Origin of the sequence: Streptomyces sp. NPDC050997, from assembly GCF_040660135.1 — a bacterium.
Classification (GTDB): domain Bacteria; phylum Actinomycetota; class Actinomycetes; order Streptomycetales; family Streptomycetaceae; genus Streptomyces.
The window spans coordinates 144,349-161,901 of record NZ_JBFAGK010000006.1; the positions used below are offsets into that span (position 1 = coordinate 144,349).

A 17,553-nucleotide genomic window follows, 5' to 3' on the forward strand; every position below is an offset into this window, starting at 1 on the left:
CGGCACTCGCCGTCCGCCACGGCACTCGCCGTCCGCCACGGCACTCGCCGTCCGCCACGGCACTCGCCGTCCGCCACGGCACTCGCCGTCCGCCACGGCACTCGCCGTCCGCCACTGCATTCACCGCCCGCCGCCGCACTCACCGCCCTCCGCCGCCCGGCGGGCCCACGCCACGAAAAGATCCGGGCCCCCGCCCAGGACATGCCTGCCGCCTCACCGGCCGGGTACTGCGGCAGGATGGACCCCATGCCGAACCGACTGGCCCATGAGACGTCCCCCTACCTCCTCCAGCACGCCGACAACCCCGTCGACTGGTGGCCCTGGTCGGACGGTGCCTTCGAGGAGGCCCGGAAACGGAACGTGCCGGTCCTGCTGAGCGTCGGCTACAGCAGCTGCCACTGGTGTCACGTCATGGCCCACGAGTCCTTCGAGGACCAGGAGACCGCCGACTACCTCAACGCGCACTTCGTCAGCGTCAAGGTGGACCGCGAGGAGCGTCCCGACGTCGACGCCGTCTACATGGAGGCCGTACAGGCGGCCACCGGCCAGGGCGGCTGGCCCATGACCGTGTTCCTCACCCCGGACGCCGAGCCCTTCTACTTCGGCACCTACTTCCCGCCCGCCCCGCGCCAGGGCATGCCCGCCTTCCGGCAGGTCCTCCAGGGGGTCCGGCAGGCCTGGGCCGAGCGGCGCGACGAGGTCGCCGAGGTGGCCGGGAAGATCGTGCGGGATCTGGCCGGACGGGAGATCTCTTACGGCGACAGCCAGGCACCCGGCGAGGAGGAGCTCGCGAAGGCACTGCTCGGGCTGACCCGGGAGTACGACCCGCAGCGCGGCGGATTCGGCGGGGCGCCCAAGTTCCCGCCGTCCATGGTGGTCGAGTTCCTGCTGCGCCACCACGCGCGGACCGGGGCCGAGGGCGCGCTCCAGATGGCCCGGGACACCTGTGAGCGGATGGCCCGCGGCGGGATCTACGACCAGCTCGGCGGCGGCTTCGCCCGCTACTCCGTCGACCGCGACTGGACCGTGCCGCACTTCGAGAAGATGCTGTACGACAACGCCCTGCTGTGCCGGGCCTACGCCCACCTCTGGCGGTCCACCACCCGCGACGGAGTCGCCGACGAACACAGCGAGCTCGCCCGCCGGGTCGCGCTGGAGACCGCCGACTTCCTGGTGCGGGAACTGCGCACCGCCGAGGGCGGGTTCGCGTCCGCGCTCGACGCCGACAGCGAAGAGGAGGTGCCGCGCGATGGGGGTCCCCCCGGACGGAGTCTGGGGGAGCGTCTTCAGAAGGGTGGCGGCGGGCGACGGGAGGGCGGGACCGGCAAGCACGTCGAGGGCGCCTACTACGTGTGGACGCCCGAGCAGCTCCACGAGGTGCTCCAGTCGGATGCCGAGTTCGCCGCGCAGTACTTCGGCGTGACCGCGGAGGGCACCTTCGAGGAGGGCGCCTCCGTCCTCCAACTCCCGCAGCAGGACGTCGTGTTCGACGCCGAGCGCATCGACTCCGTGAAGCGGAGGCTGCTGGAGTCCCGGTCCGGGCGGCCCGCTCCCGGCCGTGACGACAAGGTCGTCGCCGCCTGGAACGGCCTCGCGATCGCCGCGCTCGCCGAGACGGGCGCCTACTTCGACCGCCCCGACCTCATCGAGGCCGCGCTCGGCGCCGCCGACCTCCTCGTCCGGCTGCACCTGGACGATCATGCCCGCCTCGCCCGCACCAGCAAGGACGGCCGGGTCGGGGCCAACGCGGGGGTGCTGGAGGACTACGCGGACGTGGCGGAGGGCTTCCTCGCGCTCGCGTCCGTGACCGGCGAGGGGGTCTGGCTGGAGTTCGCCGGCTTCCTCCTGGACCACGTCCTCGCCCGGTTCGCCGACGACTCCGGCAGCCTCTACGACACCGCCGCCGACGCCGAGAAGCTGATCCGCCGACCGCAGGACCCCACCGACAACGCCACCCCGTCCGGCTGGACCGCCGCAGCGGGCGCCCTGTTGAGCTATGCCGCCCACACCGGATCGGAGCCGCACCGCACCGCCGCCGAGAAGGCGCTCGGTGTCGTCAAGGCCCTCGGCCCGCGCGTCCCCCGCTTCGTCGGCTGGGGGCTCGCCGTCGCCGAGGCGCTCCTTGACGGGCCGCGCGAGGTCGCTGTCGTGGGGCCCGATCTCGACGACGAGGGCACAAAAACCCTGCACCGCACGGCACTTCTCGGTACCGCGCCGGGTGCGGTCGTCGCCCTCGGTAGCGAAGGCAGTGGCGAGTTCCCGTTGCTCGCCGATCGGCCGCTGCGCGACGGTGAACCGACCGCCTACGTCTGCCGTAACTTCACATGTGACGCCCCGACGACCGATCCGGACCGGCTGAGCACGCAACTGAGCGGCTGACAACCGTCGATGACAGTGCGTCGAGCGGCGACGAGCCGCAGTGGAGGGGTTCGTTCAGGCTGCCCAAATGCGCCAGGTATGCGGATACCTCCCAGTAGTCGCCACCCCGTTCCGAAACACACTCTTTATCGGAACACCTCCCGCGCTTCACAGTTCCCCCCTAATCTCTGCACAGTGACGCGCGGCCGTGCCACGTCGATGTGACACGCCGCCGCGCGGCAGGGGGTTTTGGGATCTGGGGGGATCTTTTGCTGACGTCTGTCCTTATCGCTGCCGTTTCGCTTGCCTTGTTCTGGATGGCTGCCTTCACCCTGTGGTGGCAGATGCACGCGTGGCGTACGCCCGAAGTGCTCGCCTCCACCCGGTTCAACAGACCGGACGGGGGTGAGCACCTGTCCTTCTCGCTGCTGCTTCCGGCGCGCCACGAGCAGGCCGTGCTGGACCACACCATCCAACGGCTGCTGGAGTCCAGCCACACCGACTTCGAGATCATCGTGATCGTCGGGCACGACGACCCGGAGACCACGGCGGTCGCCTGCGACGCCGCGGAGCGCGACCCGCGCGTGCGGGTCGTCGTCGACACCCACGAGAAGAAGAACAAACCGAAGGCCATGAACACGGCGCTGCCGCACTGCCGCGGCGATGTCGTCGGGGTCTTCGACGCCGAGGACCAGGTCCATCCGGAGCTCCTCGCACACGTCGACCACGCCTTCCGCTCCACCGGCGCGGACGTCGTCCAGGGCGGGGTGCAGCTCATCAACTTCCACTCCAGCTGGTACAGCCTGCGCAACTGCCTGGAGTACTTCTTCTGGTTCCGGTCCCGACTGCATCTGCACGCGCAGAAAGGGTTCATCCCGCTCGGCGGCAACACCGTCTTCGTGCGCACGGACGTCCTGCGGGAAGCCGACGGCTGGGACCCCGACTGCCTCGCCGAGGACTGCGACCTGGGTGTCCGGCTGTCCAGCGTCGGCAAGAAGGTCGTCGTCGCCTACGACTCCGACATGGTGACCAAGGAGGAGACGCCCGGTTCGCTGATGTCGCTGCTGAAGCAGCGCACCCGCTGGAACCAGGGCTTCCTCCAGGTGTACCGGAAGAAGGACTGGAAGCAACTGCCGGGCTTCGGGCAGCGGTTGCTGGCCCGCTACACCCTCATGACGCCGTTCATGCAGGCCTTCACCGGTGTGATCATCCCGCTGAACGTGGCGATCGCGCTCTTCCTCGACGTGCCCGTGGGCATCGCCTTCGTCACCTTCCTGCCGCTCGTCACCGCCATGGTGACCTTCGTCTTCGAGATCGTCGGGCTGCACGACTTCGGCAAGCAGTACGGCCTGCGCGTCCGCCTCGTCCACTACCTCAAGCTCGTCGTGGGCGGGCCCTTCTACCAGGTGCTCCTCGCCGGGGCCGCCATCCGCGCCGTATGGCGTGAGCAACGCGGCCGTACGGACTGGGAGTTGACCTCACATGTCGGCGCGCATCTCACACCCTCCGAAGTGACCCGAGAGGACGTCCCCGCGTGACTTCCACCCTTCCCGCGGTGACCACTCCGACGGTCCCCGCGCAGCGGCAGCCTGCACCCATGACCGGTTCGGCCGGCCGAACGGCCCCGCCGAGCCGACTGCGCTCCTCCCGCTCCGACCTCCTGCTGTGCGGTCTGCTCCTCGTGGCGATCCTGGTCGTACAGGGCTGGAACATCGCCGACTACCCGACGCTCAGCGACGACGAGGGCACCTACCTCGCCCAGGCCTGGGCGGTCCAGGAGGGCAAGGGCCTCGCCCACTACACCTACTGGTACGACCACCCGCCGCTCGGCTGGATCCAGCTCGCCCTGCTGACCTGGATACCCTCGCTGATCAGCCCCGATTCCATGACCGTCGGCTCGATGCGCGTGGTGATGCTGGTCGTCAGCGGCATCAGCGCGATCCTCGTCTACGTCCTGGGCCGTCGCCTCTCCCTGCCCCGTTGGGCCGCCGGATTCGGCATGCTCCTGTTCGGGCTCTCGCCGCTGTCCGTGGTCCTCCAGCGGGAGATCTTCCTCGACAACCTCGCGGTGATGTGGACGCTGCTCGCGTTCACCCTCGCCGCGTCCCCGAGCCGCCACCTCTGGCACCACTTCGGGGCGGGCATCGCGGCCGCCACGGCCGTCCTCACCAAGGAGACGATGCTCGTCGTCCTGCCCGCGCTCCTGGTGACGATGTGGCGGCACAGCCACCGCGACACCCGGAAGTTCGCGCTCACCGGCGCCATCACGGCCTGTCTGCTGATCGGCATGTCCTACCCGCTGTTCGCCCTCCTGAAGGGCGAACTGCTGCCCGGCGGCGGCCATGTCTCCCTCTGGGACGGCGTCAAGTACCAGATGACCAGGCCCGGTTCGGGATTCATCCTCGACCAGGGCTCAGGCTCCCACGGCGTCCTCGAGTCCTGGCTGTACTACGACCGGATCCTGCCGCTCGGCGGCCTCGCGGGTGCCCTCCTGCTGCTGGTCACCTGGCGCTGGTCGGTCACCGCCCGCGCCCTGGCCGGACCGGCGTTGACGGTGGCGATCCTCGCCGCCCTGGCCCTGCGGCCCAACGGCTACCTGCCCGCGATGTACGTCATCCAGGCGCTGCCGTACCTCGCCCTGGTGCTCGCCGGCGGCACCGCTTCGGTGGTGCACGGCGTGCTGCGCAGGTGGCGGAGCGAGGGGGAGAAACGGTTGCTCACCGGTGGGCGGTACGCCCTCGCGGCCGTCCTCGCCGTCGCCGCCGGCGCCTATGTCGTACCGCGCTGGTACGACGGCGACCGCACCGCCGTCACCCTCGACGCCAACGCCCCCTACAAGGCCGCCTCGAAGTGGCTGAGCAGCGAGGTGGCGAAGCCGGAGGACACCCGGGTGCTCGTCGACGACGCGCTCTGGCTGGACCTGGTGCACGCCGGGTACCGGCCCGGACTCGGCGTGATCTGGTTCTACAAGGCCGACCTCGACCCCGCGGTGACGAAGACGATGCCGCGCGGCTGGAAGGACATCGACTACGTGGTCGCCTCGCCGACGGTCCGGCGGGACGCGGTCGACCTGCCCAACGTCAAGGCGGCCATCCAGCACTCGAAGCCGGTAGCCACCTTCGGCACCGGTGCGGACCGGATCGAGATCCGGCAGATCCAGACCACCGGCACCGCCGTAGGAGGCGTCCGATGAGCCAGGAGTCCATCGTCCCCGGAGAACTCGACGATCCGGCCGTACAGGCGGCGGAGGTGGCCGAGCCCGGTGCCGTCACCATCGTCGTCCCGACCTTCAACGAGTCCGCCAACATACGCGAACTGCTGCACCTGATAACCGAGTCGGTGCCCTCCCGGCTGCCCTGCGAGGTGGTCTTCGTGGACGACTCCACCGACGACACCCCCGAGGTCATCTACGAGGCGGCCAAGGACTGCCCCTTCCCGGTGACCGTCCTGCACCGGGACGAGCCGGTCGGCGGGCTCGGCGGCGCGGTCGTCGAGGGCATCCGGGCGGCCTCCTCCGACTGGATCGTCGTGATGGACGGCGACTGCCAGCACCCGCCGTCCCTGGTACCGGAGTTGGTGGCCACCGGCGAGCGGGCAGGCGCCGGTCTGGTCGTCGCCTCCCGCTACATCAAGGGCGGCAGCCGGGCCGGACTCGCGGGCAGCTACCGGGTCGCCGTCTCGCGCGGCGCGACCTGGCTGACCAAGTCGCTCTTCCCGCGCAAGCTGCACGGCATCAGCGACCCGATGAGCGGCTTCTTCGCGATCCGCCGCAGCGCGGTCACCGCCGACGTGCTCCAGCCTCTCGGCTACAAGATCCTGCTGGAACTCGCCGTACGCAGCCGCCCGCGCCAGGTCACCGAGGTGCCGTTCGTCTTCCAGGACCGGTTCGCGGGCGAGTCCAAGTCCAGCGCCCAGGAGGGGATGCGCTTCCTGCGCCACCTGGCGGGCCTGCGTACCGCGTCGCCGGTGGCCCGCATGGTCGGCTTCGGCCTGATCGGTGCGACCGGCTTCGTGCCGAACCTGCTCGGGCTGTGGGCACTCACCCTGGCCGGCATGCACTACGTCCCGGCCGAGATCCTCGCCAACCAGTTCGGCGTGGCCTGGAACTTCGTACTCATCGAGCATCTGCTGTTCCGCGACCGGCGGCGGCACCGGCGCTGGTGGGACCGCGCCGGACGGTTCGCGCTGCTCGCCAACGCCGATCTGGTGCTGCGCATCCCGCTGATCGCGCTGTTCGTCCACCGGTTCGGGATGGGCGCGCTGTCCGCGACCGCGCTCGCCCTGGTGACGACCTTCGTCCTGCGCTTCGCGGGGACCGAAGCGTTGGTGTATCTGCCGCGCAGGGGCCGCGGGGGCCCCGATGGCGGCCGTACCGCAAGGAGAGCCCGTGAATAGACGCCGTAGGAGATCCGCCCTCCTGGCTGTGGCAGGCCTCACCGGGGGCCTGCTGCTGACCTCGCCGCAACCCGCCTCCGCCGCCAACCTCGTCAAGAACCCAGGCTTCGAGACCGCCGGCACCGGTGACATGCCGTACTGCTGGGAGAAGTCCGGCTGGGGCGACAACGACTTCACCTTCTCGACCGTGGGCGACGCCCACAGCGGCTCCAAGGCCATGAAGGTGTCGCTCACCCGCCGCGTCGACGGCGACCGCAAGGCGCTGATCACCGAGTCCACCGACTGCGCGCCGGTCGTGACCGCGGGCAAGCAGTACGACCTCGGGCTCTGGTACAAGACGACCACCCCGGACGCGTCGCTCACGCTGTTCCGGCACGACGCCACCGCGGGCTGGCAGTACTGGACCGACCTCAAGACGCTGGACATGGCGGCCGGTTGGACCGAGGCCACCGTACGCACCCCCGAGGTACCGGCCGGCACCGACCGCATCACCTGGGGCGTCTCCGTGTACGGCACGGGCTCGGCGACCACCGACGACTACTCCATGGACCAGGTCGCCGACCCGGTCCCGACCCCGGAGTGCACCGGCACCGCCGAGCAGTGCGCCAACGGCAGGTGGGACGTGCTGCCCACGGAGAACCCGGTCCGTTCCATGCACTCCGTCGTCCTCAACAACGGCAAGGTGCTGCTGATCGCGGGCTCCGGCAACAGCGAGGAGCAGTTCAACGCGGGCACCTTCACCTCCGCGGTGTACGACCCGGTGAAGGGCACCTACAAGGTCATCCCCACGCCGAAGGACATGTTCTGCTCCGGGCACGTCCAGCTCCAGGACGGCCGGGTGCTGGTGATGAGCGGCAACAAGGCGTACCCGGTGGTGGGCGGGCACGGCTACGAGGGCTACAAGGACTCGTACATCTTCGACCCGAAGACCGAGACGTACAGCAAGACCAACGACATGAACGACGGCCACTGGTACCCGTCGGCGACCGCCCTCGGCAACGGTGACGTCATCTCCTTCGGCGGCCTGCGCGAGGACTCCACCGGTTCGGTGACCGCCGAGCTCTGGTCGGACGCCGAGCAGCAGTGGCTGCCGCTGTGGAAGGTCAACCAGACCTGGTCGTACTGGGGTCTGTACCCGTCGATGATCCTGATGCAGGACGGCCGCCTCTTCTACTCGGGCAGCCATGTCTTCGGCAACAACATCCCGGGCACCGGCAGCGCGATCTACGACTACGGCGCCAACACGGTCACGCAGATCCCGGGCCTGCAGAAGAAGGACGAGCGCGACCAGTCGGCGAGCGTGCTGCTGCCCCCGGCGCAGGACCAGAAGGTCCTCACCCTCGGCGGCGGCAACATCGACTCCAACCCGGACGCCAACCGGCTGACCGACGTCATCGACCTCAAGTCCGCCAACCCGTCCTATGTCGCCGGCCCGCCGCTCCCGCAGGGCACCGTCGACCTCGGCAACGGCAAGGTGGCCGAGACCGGCAACCAGGGCAAGATGTACGTCTCCGCCGTACTCCTGCCGGACGGCAAGGTGCTGGAGACCGGCGGCGCGCTGCACAACCGGGCCGACCCGGTCTTCGAGTCGTCGATCTACGACCCGGCGTCGAACACCTTCGACCCGGTGGCCGCCGACCCGCAGGCGCGCGGCTACCACTCGTCGTCGTTCCTGCTGCCCGACGGCCGGGTGATGTCGACCGGCGACAACCCGGGCAACGGCACCTGGAACCACAACGTGTCGATCTACACCCCGCCGTATCTGCTCAAGGGCCCGCGCCCGTCGATCACTTCGGTGATCGACACCGAGTGGACCTACGGCGACACCCAGCGGATCACCGTCGACCGGCCCATCGCCAAGGCCGAGTTGATCCGCCCGGCCGCCGTCACCCACTCCTCGGACCCGAACCAGCGGTTCGTGGACCTGCCACTGTCGGTGGACGGCAACAACGTCGATCTGAACGTGACGAGCAACCCGAACATGGCACCGCCCGGCTGGTACATGCTCTTCGCGGTCGACGCCAACGGGGTGCCGTCGGTGGCCAAGTGGGTCCATCTGCAAGGCCCGTCGGCACTGAGCGCCACCGACGCCTCGGCGCACGTCCACTCCTTCGCCGACTCACTGGAGGGCACGGTCAGCAAGCCCGCGAAGAAGAAGACCTCGCAGAAGGTCAGCCCCACCGTCTCCGGCTGCGACCGGCACTACGGCTCGATCAACGTCTGTGTGCCGACCGTGTTCCCGGACGAGGTGAAGAAGACGACGGCCGCCCGCTGCGCCTGGCTGAAGGCGAACGACTACGGCCGCCTGAAGGTCAACGGCAAGGACGACCCGCTGCGGCTCGACCCCGACAAGAACGGCATCGCCTGCGGAAAGGCGGACCTCAAGCGCCGCTGAGGATCATGGCGCCCAGCGCGAGCTGAGCGCTCCACCGCGGCACCACAGACCCTGGCGGACACCGCCAGGGTCCGTGGCCACGCCAGGTGGTGTGCACAGGTCGGCCTCAGGGCTTCTTCACGGTGAGGCCGTGTTCGATGACGTCCAGCGCGCGGTCCATAAGGTCGCGCAGGTCGTCCCGGAAGCCGTTCTCGGCCCAGTACTGGGAGATCTCCGAGAGTCCGCCGATCAGGGACATCGTGTAGACCCGCACCTCCAGGCTGTCCTCCGCGAGGCCGGTGCGCGCCGCGACGGCCGAGGCGAGCAGCCTGCCGGTGACCGACATGCTCTCCACCATCCGGGAACGCACCGCGGGCACCTCGACCATCAGCCGCGACCGCAGCCGGATGATCTCCGGATCCTCGTCCGTTCCGAGGTCTACGGCCCTGCGCATGACGTGCCGCAGGGAGTCCGACCACGACTCGTCGGCCGGCCGGGCCTGTAGTTCCTCCAGGAGGATCGGGTCGTACTCGTCCGTGAGGACGATGTCCTCCTTCGTGGGGAAGTAGCGGAAGACCGTGGACGGCGACACCTCGGCGCGCTCGGCGATCTGCTCGATCGTCGTGGCGTCGTACCCCTGTTCCTCGATCAGCGCGTACGTCGCGTCGCGGATCGCAGTCCGGGTCTTGATCTTCTTCCGCTCACGAAGTCCCAGCTGGGGACGGTCGGTGGAGTCAGAGGTTCGTGCGGGCGTCATGAGGGTCATTGTCAGGCATCGACCCGCGCGGCATCGAGGTCCGGGGTCTCGGAGCTCTTGGCCACGGGGGTGGTGGGCAGGAACGCCGCCGCCAGCAGCGCGGACACCAGGGCCGCGATCCCGCACACCAGGAGCACGATGCCCATGCCATGGGTGTACGCGCTGTTCGCGGAGGCCAGCAGATCGGCCGAGCCGCTCTGCTGGGCGACCAGGTGCGCCGCGACCACCGAGTCACCGGCGGTGTCCGCCGCCCGCGCGGACAGCCCCGTGACGTCGAGCCGGTCGCGGAAGGTGTCGGCGAGCAGACTGCCGAGCAGGGCGATGCCGATCGCGGCGCCGACCTGGCGGAGCGTCATGAGCAGGCCGGAGCCGCTGCCGGCCCGGTCGCGGGGCAGCGCGCCCAGGGCGCCGTTCATCGCGGGGATCAGCGCGAAGCCGAAGCCGAGCCCGGCGATCGAGAGCCACAGCGCGGTGAAGCCGTAGCCGGAGTCGACCGTCGTACGGCTGCCGAGGAGCGCGGCGAAGGCCAGCACCACCAGGCCGGCGCTCACTGTCGCGCGGGCGCCGAACCGGGCGAGGACCGGCTGGGCGGTCCGGGAGGCTACCAACAGGCCGCCCATCATCGGCAGCAGCCGCAGACCGGTGCCGAGGGCGTCGTTGCCGAGGACCGCCTGGAGGTAGGGCGGCAGCACGAAGAGCAGGCCGGACAGGACGAACATCACCAGGGTCGCCGCGACGGTGTTGAACAGGAAGCCGCGCTGGGCGAGCAGCGTCATGTCGAGCATGGGCCGCTCCATCCGCCGCTCCCGCAGCACCAGCCCGGCGAGCAGGACGACGGCCGCGCCGAACATCCCCAGCACCAGCGGGTCGCCCCAGCCACGGGTGGGCGCCTCGATGATCGCGTAGATGAGGGCACCGAGCCCGCCCGCGGTGAACGCCGTGGAGACGATGTCGACCTTGGGGGAGGCCGGGTCGCGGGTCTCGGGCAGCAGGAACACGCAGGCGGTGATGCCGATCGCGGCCATCGGCACGTTGACGAGGAAGACCGAGCCCCACCAGAAGTGGTTGAGCAGCCACCCGCCGATGATCGGGCCGAGCGGCAGGCCGAGCGCGGTGGCGGCGGAGATGATGCCGACGGCCTTGGTGCTTTCCTCGGGCCGGAAGAGCGAGGGCAGGACGGAGAGGGCGAGCGGGGTGACCAGCGCGCCGCCGACGCCCATCACCGCGCGGGCGACGATCACCGCGTTCACGTCCCCGGCCAGGGCGCCCACGACCGAACCGGCCAGGAAGATCCCCAGTCCGACGATCAGCATCAGCCGCCGTCCGAACCGGTCGCCGAGCAGTCCGGCGGGGAGCATCAGCGCGGCGAAGACGACGACGTACGCGTCGGCCATCCACTGCTGTTCGCCGGTGGTGGCGCCGAGATCGCCGGCCATCGTCGGCAGCGCCACGTTCAGGATCGTCAGGTCGAAGCCGAGGGTCAGCATGCTCGCGACCAGGGCGCCGAGGGCCCACCAGCGGCGGGGGTCGGGTTGCGCCTCGGGAGATGGAGTGACAGTAACCATGAAATGAGAGTAGCTCTCAAAACCTAAAGAGTGTCAATTGGTGGTTACTTTCAGCCAAGGGGGACGAGAAGGAGAAACGAGGCGGGGCGGGGCATACGAAAAACGGCCACGGCTCGAAAGCCGTGGCCGTCGTCTCCCGGAGGAGTGGTCACACGTGCTGGTACGCCACCAGCGAGATCCCGACGTAGTGCGCGATGAACGCCGCCAACGTGAGGGAGTGGAACACCTCGTGGAAGCCGAACCAGCGCGGTGACGGGTTCGGGCGCTTGATGCCGTAGATCACGCCGCCCGCGCTGTAGAGCAGGCCGCCCACGATGACCAGCACGAGGACGGCGATGCCGCCGGAGCGCATGAAGTCGGGCAGGAAGAAGACGGCCGCCCAGCCCATCGCGATGTAACAGGGCGTGTAGAGCCAGCGCGGGGCGCCGACCCAGAAGACGCGGAAGGCGATGCCCGCGAGGGCCGCTGCCCAGATGCTCCACAGCAGCCACTGACCCTTGGTGCCGGGCAGGAGCAGCATCGTCAGCGGGGTGTAGGTGCCGGCGATGATCAGAAAGATGTTGGCGTGATCCAGCCGTCGCAGGATCCCGTCCATGCGCGGGCTCCAGTTGCCCCGGTGGTAGAGCGCGCTGACGCCGAAGAGCAGGCAGGCGGTCAGGGCGAAGATCCCGCAGGCGAGGCGGCCTCTGGGGGAGTCGGCGAGGGCGGTGAGCACCAGGCCCGCGATGAGTACGGCCGGAAACATGCCCAGATGCAGCCAGCCGCGGAGTCTGGGCTTGACCGGATGCGGCAGGGAGGTCGCGACGGGACCGCGGCCTGCGGCCGGGGTGTCCGAGGTCGCGTCGGGGACGGACGCAGTCATGTCCGGCATCGTACCTACGGAACCGTAAGTAACAGCTCTCCGCGAACCGTTGACCGACGAAGAGTGGCCATCGTCTCACGGGGGTTTGGCGGGAGCGCTGTCGGTGTCCTCTCAAGGAACCTTCAGCCGAATCCCATGTGGACGCAAAGCGGCCATTTTACACGTGGCGATCCTCACTCCGCTCATCTGTACGCTCCTATGGACAGATGGGCATACTCGTCGGATGATCAAATGAGTGCGGTCGGCACCGGATGAGCGCCAGCGGGAATCGGCACTGCGAAGCATCCGGGTCGCGGCCCCCACGGGGCAACAAAGGACAAAATCCCTCCCTTAGGAGCAATCGTGGCGCGCGATATCGCGGCTCCCCCCGTCATTCCCACCACCCACAAGGAACTGGTCTCGTGGGTGAACGAGATCGCAGAACTGACGCAGCCGGACAACGTGGTCTGGTGTGACGGATCAGAGGCAGAGTACGAGCGCCTGTGCGAGGAGCTCGTCGCTAAGGGCACCTTCAAGAAACTCGACCCGATCAAGCGCCCCAACTCGTACTACGCGGCCTCCGACCCGACCGATGTCGCCCGGGTCGAGGACCGGACCTTCATCTGCTCCGAGAAGGAGGAGGACGCGGGCCCGACCAACCACTGGAAGGCCCCCTCCGAGATGCGGGCCATCTTCACCGGGGAGGAAGGCAGTTCCTCCGGTGAGAAGGGCCTCTTCCGCGGCTCGATGCGCGGCCGGACGATGTACGTCGTCCCGTTCTGCATGGGCCCCCTCGGCTCGGACCTCTCCGCGATCGGCGTCGAGATCACCGACTCCGCCTACGTCGCCGTGTCCATGCGCACGATGACCCGCATGGGCCGGCCGGTCCTGGACGAGCTCGGCTCCGACGGCTTCTTCGTGCGTGCTGTGCACACGCTCGGGGCGCCGCTGGCCGAGGGCGAGGCCGACGTGCCGTGGCCGTGCAACTCGACGAAGTACATCTCGCACTTCCCCGAGAGCCGCGAGATCTGGTCCTACGGCTCGGGCTACGGCGGCAACGCCCTGCTCGGCAAGAAGTGCTACGCCCTGCGCATCGCCTCCGTCATGGCGCGCGACGAGGGCTGGCTGGCCGAGCACATGCTCATCCTCAAGTTGACGCCCCCGCACGGCGAGTCGAAGTACGTCGCCGCCGCCTTCCCGAGCGCCTGCGGCAAGACCAACCTCGCCATGCTGGAGCCCACCATCTCGGGCTGGACGGTCGAGACGATCGGCGACGACATCGCCTGGATGCGCTTCGGCGAGGACGGCCGCCTCTACGCCATCAACCCCGAGGCCGGCTTCTTCGGCGTCGCGCCCGGCACGGGTGAGCACACCAACGCCAACGCGATGAAGACGCTGTGGGGCAACTCCGTCTTCACCAACGTCGCCCTCACCGACGACAACGACATCTGGTGGGAGGGCATGACGGAGGAGACTCCGGCCCACCTGACGGACTGGAAGGGCAACGACTGGACGCCGGATTCGCAGACCCCGGCCGCCCACCCGAACGCCCGCTTCACCACCCCCGCCGCCCAGTGCCCGATCATCGCGCCCGAGTGGGAGGACCCCAGGGGCGTGCCGATCTCGGCGATCCTCTTCGGCGGGCGTCGCGCCAGTGCCGTCCCGCTGGTCACGGAGTCCTTCGACTGGAACCACGGCGTCTTCCTCGGCGCCAACGTGGCCTCCGAGAAGACCGCCGCCGCCGAGGGCAAGGTCGGCGAGCTGCGCCGCGACCCCTTCGCGATGCTGCCGTTCTGCGGCTACAACATGGGTGACTACATGGGCCACTGGGTCGATGTCGCCAAGGGCAAGGACCAGGCGAAGCTCCCGAAGATCTACTACGTCAACTGGTTCCGCAAGAACGACGAGGGCAAGTTCGTCTGGCCCGGCTTCGGCGAGAACAGCCGTGTCCTGAAGTGGATCGTGGAACGTCTGGAGGGCAAGGCCGAGGGCGTCGAGACCCCGATCGGGATCCTGCCGACCAAGGACGCCCTGGACACCAAGGGCCTCGAACTCGCCGACTCCGACCTGGAGTTCCTCCTCACGGTCGACAAGGAGGTCTGGCGCGAGGAGGCCTCCCTGGTCCCCGAGCACCTCAACACCTTCGGCGACCAGACGCCCAAGGAACTCTGGGACGAGTACCGCGCGCTGGTGCAGCGCCTGGGCTGAACCCGCCCCCCAAGACGCCGCGGCCGGCTCCGATCGTGCCCTGACCAGCAATATCGTCACGGCCGGCCGCGGTGACAGCACCTCACGGCAGCACAGACCGGCAAGGTTTCGCACAACGTTCGCACAACGGCTGTGCGGGGCCCTGGGCCCGTCGTCACGTCCCCGTCCACACCGACGGGAGGTGACGGCGGGCCTTCGCCCGTTCAGGCTTCCGCGAACACCCACCGCCGCAGCAGCGTGAAGCGGAGGACCGTCGCGGCGCCGTTGGCCACGATCAGTGCGCCGATCTCCACGTACGGCGCGTCCGGCAGGGTCCGGTGCACCAGGGCGAGGGCGCCGCCGCTGAGCGCGAGCCCGGCGAGGAAGGCCGCCAGCCCCTGGAGCTGATGCCGGGCGGCCCCCTCCGCGCCGCGCACCCCGAAGGTGAACCGGCGGTTGGCGGCGGTGTTCGCCACCGCGGTGACCAGCAGCGCGACCAGGTTCGCGAGCTGGGCGTCGAGCGCCGACCGGAGCGCCGCGAACAGGCCGAGATGGGCGGCGGTGGACAGCACACCGATGACCGCGAAGACCGGGAGCTGCCGTGCGACCCCCGCGGTGCGGGGTGCGTGTGTCTGGACGCGCTGAGACATTCCTGCACTGTACGATAAGTGAGCAAATACTACTGTACGTGAGCGAATCGGGCGCGCTGTGCCGCTCCCGCCCGCTCCAGGACGCACAGGGATCGCCCAATGATCGAGTCGTCGGTTGAGCTGTCGGTCGTGATTCCGATGTTCAACGAGGAGGAGGCGCTGCCGGCGCTGGCGGGGCGGCTGCGGCCGGTGCTGGACGGGACCGGGGAGGTGTACGAGGTCGTCGCGGTGGACGACGGCTCCACGGACGGGACAGCCGAACAACTCGCGCACCTGCGGGCCGACTGGCCGCAGCTGCGGGTGGTGCGACTGCGACGCAACAGCGGGCACCAGGCGGCGTTGACCGCCGGTCTGCACCAGGCCCGCGGCTACTACGCCACGAGTCTTGACGCCGACCTCCAGGACCCCCCGGAGAAGATCCTCGAGATGCTCGCCCTGGCCCGCTCCCGGCGCCTGGACATCGTCTACGGCGTACGCGCCAACCGCTCCAGCGACACCAGCTTCAAGCGGCGCACCGCCGCCGCGTACTACTGGCTCATGCGCCGTATGGTCGGCGCCCATGTCTGCGCCCAGGCCGGCGACTTCCGTCTGCTGTCCCGCAACGCCCTCGACGCCCTCAAAGCCCTGCCCGACCAGCCGCAGGTGTACCGGCTCCTCATGCCCTGGTTCGGCTTCCCCAGCGGAGAGGTGACCTACCGCCGCGATCCACGCGTCGCCGGTCACACCAAGTACTCCCTGCGCAAGATGATCCTGCTGGCGGTCGACAGCATCATCAGTTTCTCCGTCGCCCCGCTGCGGCTGGCCATCTGGCTCGGCGCCCTCGCCTTCTGCGTCTGCCTCGCCATGCTCGTGTACACGCTGTCCGTGTACGCGGCGGGCGACACCACCCCCGGCTGGGCCTCCCTGATCATCGCCGTGCTCTTCATCGGCGCCGTCCAGCTGATCTGCGTGGGAGTGGTCGGCGAGTACATCGGCCGCATCTACACCGCCGTCCAGCGACGCCCGACCTACTACGTCGCCGACGACGCCGACACCGGTGACTCCGGCGACAGGGTCCCCTCGGCGGCGGGGGCATGTCCGTAGGACCCCGCGCGCGGGGTCCGGAGCTCGTGGGCGGTCGTCCGGACCACGGCCAACAGCGCCAGCAGCATCAGCGCACTGTGCGCGGGCATCGACAGATAGGGAGCCAGGTCGGCGGAGTTGCACCTCAGGTAGCTGCCGAACGAGGCGAGCTGCACCAGTACCGGCACGTACCAGAGCCGCCGGGGGAGTGCGAACGCGGCCAGCACGGTGAGCACGTCCGCGACGTAGAAGTAGCGCTCGTGCATCGAGGGCAGCAGGAACGGCACCACGACCGAGGAGCAGGCGGCCAGCAGCACGACCCGGGTGTCCGTGAGTCCCTGCACGCCGGGGCCGGAGTCGGGCGCGCCGCGCCGACCGCGCCGCAGGGACCACACGGTCAGTCCGATCAGCAGTGACACGAGCGTCCCCGCGACCAGCACACCCACGTTGCGCACCATCTCCGTGTCACCGGGCGCCGACACGAACTCGTAGACGGACGGCGCGTTGGCCGACAGGAGGTGGTACGTGTCCGTCTGCCGGGCGTAGACCGTCAGCAGCCGCCACGGGTCGGCGCCGAGCATGAGGGCCGGGACGTCGAGGACGAGGTACGCCGCGGGAACGGCGAGCAGACTCCGCCACGGCACCCGTCCCACCAGCACCAGGACGAGCAGGAAGGGGAAGAGGAAGACAGCCTGGAACTTGAACGCCAGCGCGACCCCGAAGAACGTGCACGCCCACCATGGCCGGTGGTGCAGCACGTAGTGGATCCCGCCGACCAGGAAGGCTGCGTAGAGGGCGTCGCACTGCCCCCACCACCCGCTGTTGGCGACGACGGTGGGCAGGAACAGCACCACCGCGGCCGCGCCGAAGGCGGCCCAGGGCTGGGTGGGCCGGAGCCGGGACACGATCCGGAAGGCGTAGTACGCCAGCGCCAGGTCGAACAGGATCGAGATCCACTTGATGCCCGCCAGCGCCGGCAGCGGCAGATAGGTCAGAGCGGTCAGCAGGTAGAGGTAGGGGACGTTGTAGTCCGAGAAACCGGGGTCGGCGAGGGCGTGGAACCCGCCGTTGCTCGCGATGTGCCGATACCAGGGGTCGAGAAAGGTGAGGTAGTCGCCCGACTCGTCAGGCATCAGAAAGGCGCGGGCCGAGAGGGCCAGCATCACCGCGGTGTAGGCGGTCAGCGCCAGCACCGTCGGATCGACCGTGCGCCGGCGCGGGTCCTCGGCGGCTGTGTCGGGCATTGCGGGCTCCGTTCAGGTCGCGCTCCATTGCGCCACCGGGCGGCGCGCCGAACAGTATGTCCGAAATGCCTGAATGTCATGGTGAACGCCACGAGTGCTGCCGAGTCGAGCCGACGAATG

At 69.5% G+C, this 17,553-nt stretch carries 12 protein-coding genes; 7 read left to right on the top strand and 5 right to left on the bottom strand.

Annotation, left to right across the window (positions count from 1 at the left end):
- Positions 1-246 precede the first annotated feature (246 nt).
- The 5 genes from AB0H86_RS15860 to AB0H86_RS15880 all read left to right on the top strand — a co-directional run bounded on the left by AB0H86_RS15860 (position 247) and on the right by AB0H86_RS15880 (position 9,148).
- Positions 247-2,379: a thioredoxin domain-containing protein gene (locus AB0H86_RS15860; RefSeq protein ID WP_362437623.1), complete on the top strand. Its 2,133-nt coding sequence runs from the start codon at positions 247-249 to the stop codon at positions 2,377-2,379.
- A gap of 248 nt (positions 2,380-2,627) precedes the next feature.
- A complete protein-coding gene (locus AB0H86_RS15865) occupies positions 2,628-3,896 on the top strand; it encodes a glycosyltransferase (RefSeq protein ID WP_362437628.1) in 1,269 nt (422 codons plus the stop codon).
- Positions 3,893-5,551: a glycosyltransferase family 39 protein gene (locus tag AB0H86_RS15870; protein WP_362437631.1), complete on the top strand. Its 1,659-nt coding sequence runs from the start codon at positions 3,893-3,895 to the stop codon at positions 5,549-5,551. Before AB0H86_RS15865 ends, AB0H86_RS15870 begins: the two co-directional genes overlap by 4 nt.
- Positions 5,548-6,753, top strand: a complete 1,206-nt coding sequence (locus tag AB0H86_RS15875) for a glycosyltransferase family 2 protein (protein WP_362437634.1) — start codon at positions 5,548-5,550, stop codon at positions 6,751-6,753. Before AB0H86_RS15870 ends, AB0H86_RS15875 begins: the two co-directional genes overlap by 4 nt.
- A complete protein-coding gene (locus AB0H86_RS15880) occupies positions 6,719-9,148 on the top strand; it encodes a galactose oxidase early set domain-containing protein (RefSeq protein ID WP_362437636.1) in 2,430 nt (809 codons plus the stop codon). The genes AB0H86_RS15875 and AB0H86_RS15880 overlap by 35 nt, the downstream gene beginning before the upstream one ends.
- A gap of 106 nt (positions 9,149-9,254) precedes the next feature.
- Here the strand turns inward: AB0H86_RS15880 and AB0H86_RS15885 are convergent, their stop codons facing one another.
- From AB0H86_RS15885 to AB0H86_RS15895, 3 genes are all read right to left on the bottom strand, one after another.
- Positions 9,255-9,893, bottom strand: coding sequence for a TetR family transcriptional regulator (locus AB0H86_RS15885; RefSeq protein WP_362437639.1), 639 nt, complete (start codon positions 9,891-9,893; stop codon positions 9,255-9,257).
- A 2-nt stretch (positions 9,894-9,895) separates the two neighbouring features.
- Positions 9,896-11,449 (bottom strand): DHA2 family efflux MFS transporter permease subunit, encoded by a 1,554-nt coding sequence (locus AB0H86_RS15890; RefSeq protein WP_362437642.1) that lies wholly within the window; start codon positions 11,447-11,449, stop codon positions 9,896-9,898.
- A gap of 148 nt (positions 11,450-11,597) precedes the next feature.
- Positions 11,598-12,311, bottom strand: a complete 714-nt coding sequence (locus tag AB0H86_RS15895; protein WP_362437645.1) for a hemolysin III family protein — start codon at positions 12,309-12,311, stop codon at positions 11,598-11,600.
- Between the two features lie 342 nt (positions 12,312-12,653).
- On the opposite strand from AB0H86_RS15895, the gene AB0H86_RS15900 reads away from it, so the two are divergent.
- The gene (locus AB0H86_RS15900) at positions 12,654-14,498 is read left to right on the top strand and encodes a phosphoenolpyruvate carboxykinase (GTP) (protein WP_362437648.1); all 1,845 of its coding nucleotides are present in this window, start codon (positions 12,654-12,656) and stop codon (positions 14,496-14,498) included.
- 203 nt (positions 14,499-14,701) lie between these two features.
- Here AB0H86_RS15900 and AB0H86_RS15905 read toward each other — a convergent pair whose 3' ends face one another.
- Positions 14,702-15,127, bottom strand: coding sequence for a GtrA family protein (locus AB0H86_RS15905; protein WP_362437651.1), 426 nt, complete (start codon positions 15,125-15,127; stop codon positions 14,702-14,704).
- A gap of 99 nt (positions 15,128-15,226) precedes the next feature.
- On the opposite strand from AB0H86_RS15905, the gene AB0H86_RS15910 reads away from it, so the two are divergent.
- Positions 15,227-16,210 (top strand): glycosyltransferase family 2 protein, encoded by a 984-nt coding sequence (locus AB0H86_RS15910; protein WP_362437654.1) that lies wholly within the window; start codon positions 15,227-15,229, stop codon positions 16,208-16,210.
- On the opposite strand, the gene AB0H86_RS15915 is transcribed toward AB0H86_RS15910, so the two are convergent.
- Complete coding sequence (locus tag AB0H86_RS15915) at positions 16,138-17,433, bottom strand: glycosyltransferase 87 family protein (RefSeq protein ID WP_362437657.1); 1,296 nt, start codon at positions 17,431-17,433, stop codon at positions 16,138-16,140. The two genes, AB0H86_RS15910 and AB0H86_RS15915, sit on opposite strands and share 73 nt — an antisense overlap.
- Between the last annotated feature and the right edge of the window lie 120 nt (positions 17,434-17,553).

Excerpts from the sequence above, each read along its gene's own strand:
- AB0H86_RS15885 (WP_362437639.1), bottom strand. The coding sequence starts at position 9,893 with ATGACCCTCATGACGCCCGCACGAACCTCTGACTCCACCGACCGTCCC.
- AB0H86_RS15895 (WP_362437645.1), bottom strand. The coding sequence starts at position 12,311 with ATGACTGCGTCCGTCCCCGACGCGACCTCGGACACCCCGGCCGCAGGC.
- AB0H86_RS15890 (WP_362437642.1), bottom strand. The coding sequence starts at position 11,449 with ATGGTTACTGTCACTCCATCTCCCGAGGCGCAACCCGACCCCCGCCGC.
- AB0H86_RS15910 (WP_362437654.1), top strand. The coding sequence starts at position 15,227 with ATGATCGAGTCGTCGGTTGAGCTGTCGGTCGTGATTCCGATGTTCAAC.
- AB0H86_RS15880 (WP_362437636.1), top strand. The coding sequence starts at position 6,719 with ATGGCGGCCGTACCGCAAGGAGAGCCCGTGAATAGACGCCGTAGGAGA.
- AB0H86_RS15875 (WP_362437634.1), top strand. The coding sequence starts at position 5,548 with ATGAGCCAGGAGTCCATCGTCCCCGGAGAACTCGACGATCCGGCCGTA.
- AB0H86_RS15905 (WP_362437651.1), bottom strand. The coding sequence starts at position 15,127 with ATGTCTCAGCGCGTCCAGACACACGCACCCCGCACCGCGGGGGTCGCA.
- AB0H86_RS15860 (WP_362437623.1), top strand. The coding sequence starts at position 247 with ATGCCGAACCGACTGGCCCATGAGACGTCCCCCTACCTCCTCCAGCAC.
- AB0H86_RS15915 (WP_362437657.1), bottom strand. The coding sequence starts at position 17,433 with ATGCCCGACACAGCCGCCGAGGACCCGCGCCGGCGCACGGTCGATCCG.